The organism is Leptospirales bacterium, from assembly GCA_019694655.1.
Classification (GTDB): Bacteria; Spirochaetota; Leptospiria; order Leptospirales; family Leptonemataceae; genus SSF53.
On sequence record JAIBBN010000005.1, the window covers coordinates 145,968 to 158,127 of the forward strand.

Genomic DNA, 12,160 nt, shown 5'->3' on the forward strand with positions numbered 1-12,160 from the left:
AAATTGCCCAATGCTGCGGCAACCGGATTTTGGCCAGATCAGGGCGACTCGGCAGGCAAGTAGCGATGTAGGCGATCCATGATATCAAAGAGCGGGCGGTAGCGCTCAAATTCGTCTTCCGGCGCCGTGTAATAGAGGGCGTGCACGCGATTGCCTCGAAAGCGCAATACGCCCATCTTACGCAGGCGCCGGCCGTCGGCCAGGTAGAGGCCCTCGAAGCGAAAGGAGCCCTCGCTATCGCTCTGGTCGACGCCCTGCGAGATATATTTCCAGCCGTGGTAGCTCAGAGCGATTGCCTGGTACCAACCCAGAGCATACCGGCGCTTGCCGTCCTTATCTCTGGGTCGTTGCTGCAAGCCGCGGTACTCAAAGCGAACGCCGGCCTCATCAGGCGAGAAGGCTGAGAGGTGAAAGAATTCGCCCTCCTCTCGCGTCCAGTCAGCGGGAAAGACCACCTCCACGCCATGCTCGCGCAATTCGACGCGTCGCAGATCTCCTTCGGCTACCCGAATACGTCCGGGACAACCCGTCAGCAGCAGGAGCAGGGCGATCGGCAGCAGGACTGAAAGACTTCGCCGCCTCATTCGCCAAGCCTGGTCAGGATTTCGTAGCCGCCGTCGGTTACCAGACAGGTATGCTCGTACTGCGCCGAGAGCGAGCCGTCTTTGGTGCGTACGGTCCAGCCGTCGCCCTCGTCGAATTCGACCTGGTAGCCGCCGCGATTGACCATCGGTTCCACGGTAAAGATCATTCCGGCGCGCAGACGATCGCGGATAGCGCGCTGCCGGTAATGCGGAATGGAAGGCTCCTCATGGAAGCTGCGACCGATGCCATGTCCCGTCAGATCGCGGACTATGCCGTAGCCAAGGGGACTCAGAAAGCCGTCGATGGCTTCGCCGATGTCGCACACCCGGGCCTCCGGCCGGATCTGCTCGATTCCAATCCACATCGCGCGCTCTGTATCCTGGAGCAGTCGTTCGGCATCGGCGCTGATCTGGCCTACCTTGAACATGCGCGAGGTATCGCCATGATAACCCTTCAAGCGGACGGTTATATCCAGGTTGATTATGTCGCCATCCTTGAGCACGTCCTTCTTGCTGGGGATGCCATGGCAGACGACATCATTGATGGAAGAGCAAATGGACTTCGGAAAGCCGCGGTAGTTCAGGGGAGCGCTCTCTGCGCCGCGCTTGATCGTGAAGCGGTGGGCAAAATCGTTGAGCTCGAGGGTGCTGACCCCCGCCGCAACGCGCAGTCCGGTTTCAGCAAGTACTTCAGCCGCCAACTTGCCAGCCTCGCGCATCTTCTGGATTTCCTGGTTGTTCTTGATGTGGATCATGCTGCCGCGCCCCCAGAATTCAGGCGCTTCCTTTCCCGGTCGTGGTTATGGCCTCTCCCGTCTGCTCATTTTCTTTTTCGGGGTCCGCGGACGGCCAGTTGCCGGGCGGCAGCGATTTGCCGGGTGCGGCAGTCGGGGCTGAGCAAAAAAAGTACTGGCCATGGAGAGCCTGGAACATTCAAATACAGCGCGCCGCAGTTGCGGTTGGCGCCAGCAGGCGTCAGCCCTTGCTGAGGCCCCTGTTCCAAGATTGCCGCTCTCTGTGAAGCCTCCGCAACGTTTTGATCCGCATCGTTCCTTTTGCGCCCTCCGGTTGCCGGTCGATTCTTTGTCCCTGGCCGGGGCGCTGGACGGCTAAGCGATGGACGGACTTGGAACCGACCTTCTGATCCTCGGCCTGTTGATAGGCCTCAATGGCTTTTTTTCTGGTTCGGAAATTGCCGTCATTTCCGTGAAGCGCAGTCGATTGCAATCGCTGATTGAGTCTGGCAGCCGCCGCGCTGCGCTGCTGGTAGAAATCAAGAAGAACCCGGACAGTTTTTTTGCCACGGTGCAAATCGGCGTAAGTCTGGCGGGCACCCTGGCCTCCGTCTATGGCGGCGCCCGTTTTCTGACGCATCTCTCGCCGTGGCTTGCCAGTCTGCAATTGCCCTGGGGTCGGGAATTTGTGGAGGACGCGGCGCTGGTTGCGCTGGTCCTGATTCTTTCCTATTTTACGCTGGTTTTCGGCGAGCTGATTCCGAAGAGTCTGGCGCATCGCTATGCCGAACAGTTTTCCCTGGCGGTCGCTCGCCCTTTGCATGTTCTATCGCGAATCTTTTTTGCATTCACCGGTCTTCTGACGCTGTCCAGCAATCTGGTGCTGCGGCTGTTCAAGGATCGCACCAGTTTCAGTGAAACCAGATTTGTTGAAGATGAGATTCGCGTCATGCTGGAGGAAGGAGTCCGCGCCGGCGCCATTGAAAGCAACGAACATGTGCTGATGCGCAATGTCTTTGAACTCAATGATACCAGCGCCCGGGAGGTCATGACGCCGCGCGTGGAGATCCGCGCAATTCGCGTCGACGCTGCGCCGGAAGAGCTGGAGAAAATTGTCGATTCTCCATTCAGTCGCATTCCGGTCTACGATAGCAACCTCGACCACATTGTGGGGATACTGCATGTGCGCGATCTAATGCGCGCCCGCTTTCGACGCGCCGATGCCCGAATGCGCGAACTGTTGCGACCGGCCAACTTCATTCCGGAATCGATGAAAATCGACAAGGTGCTGGACGACATGCGGCGGCAGCATTTCCACATTGCTATTGTCGTCGACGAGTATGGCGGCACCGCCGGCCTGATCTCTCTGGAAGACATTCTCGAAGAGATTGTAGGCGAAATTGACGATCAGACGCCGGATCCGGAAGAGAAAGATATTCGCGAAGATGGCGAGGGTCGATTTCGCGTCAACGGATCTTGCTCGATCATTGACTTCAATGAGCACTTTGGCGAGAATTCTATTCCCGAAGCCGATGGCTACAATACCGTTGCCGGCTTCGTCATTGAACGGCTTGGCCGATTCCCGGCCATTGGCGAACGCCTCGCCCTTGATGGATTTACTATCGAATTGACCCGACGAGTACGGCAGCAATTGACTCAATTTCGCGTTCAGCGCAAGCCGCCAGAAGCGGACATCGAATCGGAAGACCAGGGCGGTCATTCGCCGGCGCAAGCCTGAGGTCGCATCTCGGAGCTCAGCGGCTTGCGGCCCGGCCGCCGAAGGCGAATGCCCGGATTTTTCTTGTCCAGAAGCCTTTCTTCGCGGACGCTGCAAAAAGCGCGTGTGCAATTTTGATACACCGGCCGCGCCGGAATGACGCGCAACGAGGCGCAACTATGACTGCAGTATCGGGAAATGAACCTCTGGTTCTATCGCTTACGGAAGAGGAAATTCAACTCCGCGACCTGGTTCGTGAAGTTGTGAAAAACGAAGTAGTTCCAACACGCATGGAGTTGGACGAAAAGAATGAATACCCGCACAAGGTTTTCGCCAAGTTCCGCGAGGCAGGAATCTTTGGCGCGCTCTTCGAAGAGGAGTACGGCGGCCTGGGCATGGGACTGATGGCCAGCATCATCGTGGCTGAAGAAGTTGCTTACGGCTGTCTTGGTATAGGCACGGCCTTGCTGGCTACCAAGCTGGGCGCATTGCCGATCGAGGTCGGCGGAACGCCGGAACAAAAGAAGAACTGGCTCAGCCCGCTGGCCAGCGGTGAAAAGCTTGCGGCCTTCGGTTTGACTGAGCCCAACGCTGGCTCCGATGTGCCGGCGCTGCGCACCACCGCCGTCAAGAAGGGCGACAAGTATATCTTGAATGGCACCAAGCAATGGATTTCCGGCGCCGGCCAGGCCGATCTCTACACGGTGTTTGCACTGACCAACAAAGACCGCGGTCCGCGCGGCGTTTCCTGCATCGTCGTGGAGAAGGGAACCCCGGGTTTCAGCTTTGGCAAGAAGGAAGACAAGCTGGGCATTCGCTGTTCGGAAACGCGCCAGTTGATTTTCGAAGACTGCGAAGTGCCGGCCAGCAACCTGGTCGGCGGCTCGGAGAACGTTGGCTTTCTCCACGCCCTCAAGACGCTAAACCTTTCGCGTCCGGCGGTGGCCGCCTCTGCCGTGGGCACAGCCCAGGGCGCCTTCGATTGCGCCATTCAGTATGCCCGCGAGCGCGAGCAGTTTGGCGTGAAAATCGCGTCCTTTCAGGCAATCCAGCATATGCTGGCTGATATGGCGATGAAGATCGAAGCGTCGCGCCTCTTGACCTACAAAGCAGCCAAGCTCTGCATGATGGGGGCTAAAGACACGGCTAAGTTTTCGGCGATGGCCAAATGCTTTGCAGCAGATTCGGCCATGGAGATTGCCACCAACGCGGTTCAGATTTTTGGCGGCTATGGCTATACCAAAGAGTATCCGGCTGAGAAGTACTTCCGCGACGCCAAAATACTTCAGATCTACGAAGGAACCAGCCAGATCCAGCGCAATGAAATCGCCGCTGGTTTGATCAAGGAAGCGGCCTCCGGACGCTGAACACCAGAGCGTCGGACGAAGCTTGAGAGCGGAAAGCCGCGCTGGCAATCATGCCGGTGCGGCTTTTTTTTGCGCTCAGTTTGCCGCGGGATGACTCTGATTGACGCGCGTCCCAAAGCGCTCCGCGCTCACAAAGGGAATGCCGGCAGGGTTTTGATCAACAATCTTCTCAATCAGCCAGTCATTGCGTCGTGCATAGCTGGCAATGCTTTCAGTTTGATCCGGCGCCGTGAATTCGTCGGGATTGATGATCATCCGCATGCCGCGACTGTATTCGATCATCTCCTTATCGCCTCTTGAATTGCCGGCGGCAAAGAGCGGCTGCTCCTGGACAAAGCTTTCAATTGCCTGGCGCTTGCCGTGATCCTGCGGCGTGGGTTCAATGATCTGTTCGCTGAGGACGCCGTCTTCCACAACGGAGCGCACGCCAACCACCTGGGTGATGGGCATGGCATACTCCCGGCTGAGGAATGATTGGTACAGCGCCTCGGGGCTGGCGGTAATGATCCAGGTTTCAAAGCCATTGGCTTGCAATCGCTGCAGCAGTGCGCGCATCGGCGGATAGATCTTGTCAGCGTATTGCCGCCGAAAGCATTCTTCGCCCATCGATCGGACTTCATCGCGCGACAATCCAGCCAGATAGCGGACGCGCAATTTTACGTAAGGCATGGAAACGTTAGACAGACCCTGCATTTGCCGGATCAGTTGCGGCTTTCGCTCGGGATGCCGTAGCGCCAGCTGGAACAGGCATTCGTCAGCGAGGTAGTGTGGGACCTGACCGAGGGTGGTGCCGTCGCCATCAAAGACGGCGACTTTGCGTCCGACTGCGAAACGAGTTTGCTCAAAAAACTGGCGCAGGCGTGCGTTTGTTTCCTGAGAAAAACCGGGTATGTCCGCATCCGCCGGCGCTGCAGCGCAAGACAGAGCGCAGGCCAGTACAGCCAGGATGAGCGAAGCGCGGCGAGCGCGGAGCGCATTGCTGGCGCGGCCGGGCATTACCAGGTTCGTTGCGGCGGCGCGATCAGATGGCGTCCGGTCCCACATCATAGGGCTTCACCAGCGGCTGGGAGAGTTCCAGCGATTGGTCCAGCATTCCCTGGATATCGCCCTGAATTCGACGCATCATCTTTTCCACTCCCGATTTGCGCTTCGACTTGTCCTCTGCCGACCAGTACTCGCTGATACGGAAGGGCTTGGCCAGATGAACATGCGCTACACGCGGAAGCGGCGAGGGCTCGCCGCCCAGCGCTCGCGGCGTCTTTTCGTAGACGGAAGACTCATAGCGCGCCAGCCACTCGTAGAAGCGTTCCGCTGTTGGGCGGGAGACCAGGTATTCCTTCTTGATCACAATGAAGTCAAAGGCCTTCACCAGTTCGCGGTGCGCCCAGGCGCGCTCCTCTTCGCTGAGACGAGGCAATTTTGGATCGGGGTAGCCGATCATTATCATTTCGATGATCGCAAAGAGATGGCGCAGCTTCATGATCGCATCCGCTTTGCGATCGTAGTTTGGCGCTCCCAGACGATCAGCCACGCCGTCCAGAATTGCATGGCGAACCCGACCGATACGGAAGTCGAAGTCGTGCTTGTTGCCGGGCTGTATCTTGTACTCCGCTTCAGCCTCCTCCAGCATCCGACGGCCAATCGTCAAGAAGCGGCGCAATAGATTCTTGTCGCCAGGGTTGATGCCAAGTTTGCGCTCGATTTTGCCAGCCTGCTCCGAGAGATGTTCGCGAACTTCAACATCCGAGGATTTGATTACGTATTTGATAAATCCGGGAAGAATCACAATGTCTGCGGACGGATCAACCTTGCGCGCATCGTCCATAGCCCAGAAACTGAGCTGGGCCACGCCAGGCTGAAAAGGCATCAGACTGTCGTTTTCGCCGCTGGTTGGTTCGCCCTCTGGAAAGAGCACCAGCTTGCCTGCTTTTTCGGCGAGCGCATGACGCGCAGCTTTGAAAGATTCGCGGTCGTTGATGCCGGCGATGATGCTGAAGGCGCCCAGATTGGCAATGACGCGGCCGACCAATCCCCAGTTCCAGTCAAACACCTGGCGTGAAGCCATGTACTTGAAGCGCGCCCCCATCAGGTTGCCGACGTAGTAGGCAATCGGCGGCTCGGCAGTGGAGGGGTGATTCGAAAAAAACAAGACGCGTTCGTCGCGCAGGCTGCGCAGCATGGAGCGGTCTTCCGGCTTGACCACGACTTCTTCGATATTCTGCACGCTTTTCAGCAGCACCGGCAGCATCAGGTCGACGGTCCAGGCCAGCGGCAAATTGAATTGAGGCGCTACAAATGGCTGCATGATTTCCCCCGCAGGGAACAGAGCAGACCAGCCGCGGCGTTTCCAGAGCAAGAAAAATTCGCCTGCCAGCTCCTTTCCTGGGCCGCCGATTTCAATGCGCGGTGAGAGGCCGCCAGTGCGCAGGCAGGCGGCTTATGAAATGGAGCGGTCGCCGTTGCACAGGGTGTTCAAAACGCAGCCGTCGACAGTGCAGGAGCAGCGCAGCAGCCGCAGGCGTCGTCGGCGCCAGACCATACTTTCGGTCGCCCAGGATGGGCCAGCCGCGGCTGCCAAGCTGAAAGCGTATCTGATGGAATCGACCGGTCTCCAATGTAACCAGCAGAAGAGATTGAAAACGGCCCTGGGAGTCCTTGAAGCGCCGTAAAGTTCGGTAACGCAGACGAGCCTGCCGGGCGTCCGCCTGCCCGGGCCGGGCGGCCTGGGCCATCCGGCGCTCCTCATCTTTTACTAGATAGTCGTCAAGTATTCCGGACGGAGGCAAGGGACTGCCATGAACCAGCGCAACATATTCCTTGCTCGGCGTGCGGTTGCGAAACTGCTCCGAAAGACGAGCGGCGGCCTTAGAGGTCAGAGCAAAGACCATGGCGCCGCTCACATTACGATCCAGACGATGGACGAGGCCCACATAAACCTGACCCGGCTTTGAACGACTGATTCGGATGTACTCACGAACCAGCGAAAGCAGGTCAATAGCCTGGCTGCCATCCGCCTGGCACAGTATGCCGGCTTCTTTTTCACAGACCAGCAGGTGATTGTCTTCGTAGTAGATGTGCAGCAGCGGCGCGGATCGGGAAATGCCCTCAGGGGTGCGTTGCTTCACGGCGGACCTGTTAGCCGAAAACGAATCGGGGTGCGCAGCGTCTCGGCATGTCCGCTTGAGAAGCGCCATTGTCGGACGCCGGCCAGCGCCGCCCGATCCAGCATTGGCGCACCGCTGCTCTGCAGCAGCTGAACGTTGGCGACGCTGCCGGCTTCATCAATTTGCAGTTCCACCAGGGCCTCGCCTTCCAGACCCATGCGACGGGCCACTTCCGGATATTCAATGTTGAGCAATTGATCGCTCAGCTCCCGGCTATGCGCCCCGGAGCTGCGGCTGGATGCCTGGGAGGAATGTGTCGACTGTACGCCGGCGACGGTAGAGCTCAGCTGCAAGCGAAAGCTTTCGCCTGGCAGCAGCGGAATACTGCGACGATCTTGCGTCCAGAAGGCCGCCGCCGTCGCTCCAAGATGCACCAGGAGGCTGATGACCAAAGCCCGACGCAGTGTCATGCAATCCTTGCTTCACTCCAGATAGAAGGTGTAGCCCAATTCGTAGAGCCGATTGTTTCCGCGAACTAGATTGGCGCTGGAGATTCCGTGGACTACGCGCGGGAAGAGCAGGGCGACGGCGATGGCCCCGCCGTTCGCGCGCGAATCGAAGCGCTCTGAAAAAAGCCTCGTGCCCCCGGCCGCAACCAGAAATGCGTCGAGAAAAAAATAGCCAAAAAATCGCAACCAGGTCTGGCCGCGAGTTAGCAGCGGCGAATCATAGGAATTGTAAAGCGTCCCCAGCCAGGGCGCCACAAAGTTCAAACCTTGCGACACTACATGCGACTTCTCGCCAGGCTTCTGCGGATCGCCGCGCACCGCCGCGGTAGAGCCTGGGGCCAGTACTCCTTCCAGTTCCATGACTCGACTGAGCGTAAGCACATTGCCAATTGGACCTTCGATTCGCAACACGCCCCGGCTATTGCGCGCGGTAATCGAACCGGCAAAGATGTTGTAAGCGAAAGGAGAATTCCAGCGGTCGCTGATACGCCAGGCAAAGCCCAGGCTCTCCGCTTCGTCCTGTGAACCTTCCGGATCGATCTTCTGCAATGCGGCGCGGACGCCGGTCTGCGCCTGCTCGGCGCTGCCGGGCAGATCGAAGGCGCGAAAACTTTGGGCCAGCAGAGCATTGCTGGCGAAGAGCATCAGGAGAACTGCAATCTGACCGGGAATTGAGCGAAAAACATTCATCGAAGGAGCGCGCCGCCCCAGAATTCGCCTATGAGAACCAAGGCATTGTAGAGGGCGTGCGCCAAGATTGTTGCCGCCGGGCCGTACCGCCAGAACAAAAAGCCAAAGCAGAGGCCGGCGCCGAGCAGTTCCGGCCACACGGCGGCGGGATGTGCAAGCGCAAACAATCCAGCCGGCAGCAGGATGGACCAGGCGCCAATGCTTGCCTGCAGGGAACGCTGCAGCAGCAGCCGATAGAATACTTCTTCTAGAAGCGGCGTGATCAGAATGCCTGCCAGCAAGATCGAATGCAGCGCACCGACGCCGGATTGTGCCAGATCTCGCAGGCGATTGGCCGCAGCCGTAGATGGCTGCCAGCCAAAATGCCGGCGTATGTAGGCTTCGAAGAAAATCAACGCGCTCAATGCCAGGGCAGCAGCCAGCGCCGCCATCGCCTGTCGCCAGAGAGCGGACTTTTGCCATTCGGCCCTATCTGGAAAGCGCGAGCCCAGATCCTTCAGGCTGAGCGACGCCGGCTCGCCGATGGCATGCAGAGAGTGTAGCAGCAATGCGCCGCAAAGCGGCATGCTGATCAGGTAGTAGAGGCGTTCCAGCCAGAAGGAGGGCAGGCTCTCCTCGCTGAGCCAAAGCGAGCGCAGCGCCATATAGACCAGCTGACTGAACATCCAGGTCAGCGCTACATAGAGCAGCGACCTGCCTATTTCTGTGCCGCGCGCCACAGGTCAGATCCTCCTTGTGCCGTGCCAAAAGAAGTCAATTTCGAGCCGCGCCGGTCGAAGATGATGCCAGCGCACCTGGTTGCGTCCCCGACGCCATGAATGTTCGATTCCCTGCCTGCAGCCTGATTGCGATATTGCTGCTCCTGCCGGGTCGAACCAGGGCCGAAATGACTGAGCCTCGGCCAGGCAGCCTCCCGGAGCGAGCTGCCAGCAATCGATTGCGCACGCTGAGAGCAGATGAGCCTGAGCTGGGCTTGCTCCGCGAAGAAATTGCCGCCAACCTGCGCGCTGTTTCACGCTCCGGACGTCTGGAGCGGCCGCTGCGCTTTCGTCGTTATCGTCTGCGCGAAGGCGACAACTTCTATCGCGTCATGGCGCGACTATCGCAAGATCCCGATACGCTGGCCAGTTTGAATGATATCGTAAATCCCAATGCTGTGGGACCGGGCGACGAACTCTTGATTCCAAATGCTCGCGGCTTGTTTTTGAGCGGCGACCGCAAGGAACTGGCGCGCCGCTATCGTTTGCAGGAGGATCAACTGGTCGATGTTGCCCAGCGCTATTTTCTTCCCGGGCGGAGGTATGACCCGGCTGAATTGAGCTATTTTCGCGGCGATGGCTTCTTGCCGCCGCTGAGCGGGGCGCGCCTGGCCAGCGGATTCGGCATGCGCCTTGATCCCTTTTCACATCGACGCACCTTTCATGGCGGCGTCGATCTCGCCGCGCCAATCGGAACGCCAGTGCTGGCCAGTCGCGAGGGTCGTGTGCTACGCGCTGGCGAGGCGGCCGGCTACGGGCTGCTGGTGGTCCTCGAGCATCAATTTGGCTATCAAAGCTATTACGGACACCTGTCGCGAATTCGGGTTGCAGTGGGTCAACGCTTGCGCGCTGGAGCGGTGCTCGGCGAGGTTGGCGCAACCGGACGCGCCACGGGACCGCATCTTCATTTTGAAGTGCGCCGCAACGGAGTACAGACTCGCCCGCGCCTGGTGCACGGATTACTGCTTCCCTAACTGGACTTGCGAAGACCGATCAAAAGTTGATGCGCAGGACGCTGCGCTCTGCCTGGTCCGCAGTCAAAGGTTTGACGGAATTCGTGCTCAGGCGAGGATCCTGTCATGCATCTTCAAAAATTGCTCTCTGCTGCATGCATCGCCGCGGGCTGTCTGATAGCTGCCGGACCGCTTGCCGCTCAAGGCGTGGCAGTCACGGATCAAAACTTTGAGCAGCTTTCCAGGCAACGGCCGGTGCTGGCCATCCTTTCCCTGGGCTGCGATATCGGCTCATACATGGGCCGGATGTTTGTGAACGCAAACTCGGATGTGCAGGGCGTACAGCTTGGCATAATCGACTACAATTCCGTACAAACGATCCACAGTCAGATCTATGCGCTCTATCGAAACAATAACATCCAGAATGGCGAAGATGGCGTTACACTTGGAACAATCCTGTTGATCAAGGATGGACATGTCGTCAGTACCTCGCAGATGGGCTATCCGGGGCGGCCGCCGGAAGCGCACAACAATGGCGTAGCCGATGTGCGACGCTGGATGATCCACGCCCTGGAAAGCAATGGCATTCCCTACCGCGGAGCGTATCGTCCGCCGTCCGTCGATTTCGTCGATCCGGCGCCGGACCAGAGCGGCGCCGTAGATCTGCAGCGCGGTCGAATCGCCTACTTTACCTTCGAAGACCTGAAGGATCGCACCGGCCAGCAGACCGATTTCGTACTGCGCGATTCAGCGCGCCTCAGCAACGGCGCCATCTATTTAGATGGTAAGTACAATGCCAGCACCACGGCCTACTTTCTTTATCGCCGCACGGAGGAAGAGCCTTACAAAAACGGCTTCTCCTTGAGTTTCAATTTCCGTCAACTTTCGCACGATCAGGGACGCGGCCACCTGGTTGCGCTGGGCCACGGGCTTTTCGATATACGCATCTGGCGCGGGCGCCTGCTGCTCGATCTGGATCCAAGCTACGAAAAAGGCGAGGAGGGAAGCATCGGCCCCTGGCTCTACGAACTGAGCGACGTCGATCCCAGAATCAATATCTGGCACAACCTGAGTCTCGCCTTCGATCCAGTCGCAAAGCGCATGCGCCTGGTTTTTGACGGCCGACGCATTCGCGATATCGTCCTTGATGATCGAATGCTTGGCGAACTCCTTCGCTACGAGCCGGGCGCCACTTTCCACGGCGGAAGCCTTGGCCTGGAGTTTTCCAATTTTTCTTACGGCGGAACGTTGCACGGATACGCCGACAATGTCCTGATTTTCAATCGTCCGCTGAGCGGCGCGGAGCTGAGCGCATTGGCCGCAGAGCAAGAGAGCGGCGACGAGCCTGCGCCGCAGCCGGCGTCGCCCGACCCGCAGCTCATTTTGAAGCTGGTGAGCGCCGCTCGCAGCGGCGATACCACAGGCATTCGCTCCGCGGTAGCAGCCGGGGCCAGCGTGGACAGTCTCTACCAGGGATGGTCAGCGCTCCATTTTGCCGCTTACTACGGTCGCCAGGCCGCCGTGCAAACACTGATCGACTTGCATGCCAACGCTTTGCTCAAAGTACAGGGTTTTACAGCACAGGATCTGGCTCGCTCACGCAACCAGTCAGCCATTGTCCAGATGCTTGAAGACTACAGCAATACGCGGGCCTTCTTCTTTGAGCGCAGTTTTCCTCTGGTGCAGCATCGGGCGCTGCTTCTGCCGCCGACCTTGCCAGGGCCGCGGCGACGATGATAGGGAT

The 12,160-nt window shown here is 58.8% G+C and carries 12 protein-coding genes; 4 read left to right on the forward strand and 8 right to left on the reverse strand.

Annotated elements, in window-relative coordinates; genetic code table 11:
* Positions 1-38 precede the first annotated feature (38 nt).
* Together K1X75_10235 and map are read right to left on the reverse strand one after the other, a co-directional pair.
* Positions 39-584, reverse strand: coding sequence for a hypothetical protein (locus tag K1X75_10235; GenBank protein MBX7058430.1), 546 nt, complete (start codon positions 582-584; stop codon positions 39-41).
* Positions 581-1,339, reverse strand: coding sequence for a type I methionyl aminopeptidase (map, locus tag K1X75_10240; GenBank protein MBX7058431.1), 759 nt, complete (start codon positions 1,337-1,339; stop codon positions 581-583). The genes K1X75_10235 and map overlap by 4 nt, the downstream gene beginning before the upstream one ends.
* Positions 1,340-1,700: 361 nt before the next feature.
* Here map and K1X75_10245 point away from each other — a divergent pair, with 361 nt between their 5' ends.
* Together K1X75_10245 and K1X75_10250 are read left to right on the forward strand one after the other, a co-directional pair.
* Positions 1,701-3,056, forward strand: coding sequence for a hemolysin family protein (locus K1X75_10245; protein ID MBX7058432.1), 1,356 nt, complete (start codon positions 1,701-1,703; stop codon positions 3,054-3,056).
* A gap of 185 nt (positions 3,057-3,241) precedes the next feature.
* Positions 3,242-4,402, forward strand: coding sequence for an acyl-CoA dehydrogenase family protein (locus K1X75_10250; protein ID MBX7058433.1), 1,161 nt, complete (start codon positions 3,242-3,244; stop codon positions 4,400-4,402).
* Between the two features lie 75 nt (positions 4,403-4,477).
* Here K1X75_10250 and K1X75_10255 read toward each other — a convergent pair whose 3' ends face one another.
* From K1X75_10255 to K1X75_10280, 6 genes are all read right to left on the reverse strand, one after another.
* Positions 4,478-5,449 (reverse strand): haloacid dehalogenase-like hydrolase, encoded by a 972-nt coding sequence (locus K1X75_10255; GenBank protein ID MBX7058434.1) that lies wholly within the window; start codon positions 5,447-5,449, stop codon positions 4,478-4,480.
* Positions 5,424-6,707: a 1-acyl-sn-glycerol-3-phosphate acyltransferase gene (locus tag K1X75_10260; protein MBX7058435.1), complete on the reverse strand. Its 1,284-nt coding sequence runs from the start codon at positions 6,705-6,707 to the stop codon at positions 5,424-5,426. The genes K1X75_10255 and K1X75_10260 overlap by 26 nt, the downstream gene beginning before the upstream one ends.
* A gap of 91 nt (positions 6,708-6,798) precedes the next feature.
* Positions 6,799-7,527: an RluA family pseudouridine synthase gene (locus tag K1X75_10265; GenBank protein MBX7058436.1), complete on the reverse strand. Its 729-nt coding sequence runs from the start codon at positions 7,525-7,527 to the stop codon at positions 6,799-6,801.
* The gene (locus K1X75_10270) at positions 7,524-7,976 is read right to left on the reverse strand and encodes an energy transducer TonB (GenBank protein ID MBX7058437.1); all 453 of its coding nucleotides are present in this window, start codon (positions 7,974-7,976) and stop codon (positions 7,524-7,526) included. The genes K1X75_10265 and K1X75_10270 overlap by 4 nt, the downstream gene beginning before the upstream one ends.
* Positions 7,977-7,988: 12 nt before the next feature.
* On the reverse strand, positions 7,989-8,705 hold the full coding sequence (locus tag K1X75_10275) for a hypothetical protein (protein ID MBX7058438.1): 717 nt from the start codon (positions 8,703-8,705) through the stop codon (positions 7,989-7,991).
* Positions 8,702-9,424, reverse strand: a complete 723-nt coding sequence (locus K1X75_10280; GenBank protein ID MBX7058439.1) for a CPBP family intramembrane metalloprotease — start codon at positions 9,422-9,424, stop codon at positions 8,702-8,704. The genes K1X75_10275 and K1X75_10280 overlap by 4 nt, the downstream gene beginning before the upstream one ends.
* A 167-nt stretch (positions 9,425-9,591) precedes the next feature.
* Here K1X75_10280 and K1X75_10285 point away from each other — a divergent pair, with 167 nt between their 5' ends.
* Entirely contained in the window at positions 9,592-10,437 is an 846-nt protein-coding gene (locus K1X75_10285; GenBank protein ID MBX7058440.1) for a M23 family metallopeptidase, read from the forward strand.
* A 105-nt stretch (positions 10,438-10,542) separates the two neighbouring features.
* Positions 10,543-12,153: an ankyrin repeat domain-containing protein gene (locus K1X75_10290; protein ID MBX7058441.1), complete on the forward strand. Its 1,611-nt coding sequence runs from the start codon at positions 10,543-10,545 to the stop codon at positions 12,151-12,153.
* Positions 12,154-12,160 lie beyond the last annotated feature (7 nt).

Excerpts from the sequence above, each read along its gene's own strand:
- K1X75_10235 (MBX7058430.1), bottom strand. The coding sequence starts at position 584 with ATGAGGCGGCGAAGTCTTTCAGTCCTGCTGCCGATCGCCCTGCTCCTG.
- map (MBX7058431.1), bottom strand. The coding sequence starts at position 1,339 with ATGATCCACATCAAGAACAACCAGGAAATCCAGAAGATGCGCGAGGCT.
- K1X75_10245 (MBX7058432.1), top strand. The coding sequence starts at position 1,701 with ATGGACGGACTTGGAACCGACCTTCTGATCCTCGGCCTGTTGATAGGC.
- K1X75_10255 (MBX7058434.1), bottom strand. The coding sequence starts at position 5,449 with ATGATGTGGGACCGGACGCCATCTGATCGCGCCGCCGCAACGAACCTG.
- K1X75_10260 (MBX7058435.1), bottom strand. The coding sequence starts at position 6,707 with ATGCAGCCATTTGTAGCGCCTCAATTCAATTTGCCGCTGGCCTGGACC.
- K1X75_10270 (MBX7058437.1), bottom strand. The coding sequence starts at position 7,976 with ATGACACTGCGTCGGGCTTTGGTCATCAGCCTCCTGGTGCATCTTGGA.
- K1X75_10275 (MBX7058438.1), bottom strand. The coding sequence starts at position 8,705 with ATGAATGTTTTTCGCTCAATTCCCGGTCAGATTGCAGTTCTCCTGATG.
- K1X75_10285 (MBX7058440.1), top strand. The coding sequence starts at position 9,592 with ATGACTGAGCCTCGGCCAGGCAGCCTCCCGGAGCGAGCTGCCAGCAAT.
- K1X75_10290 (MBX7058441.1), top strand. The coding sequence starts at position 10,543 with ATGCATCTTCAAAAATTGCTCTCTGCTGCATGCATCGCCGCGGGCTGT.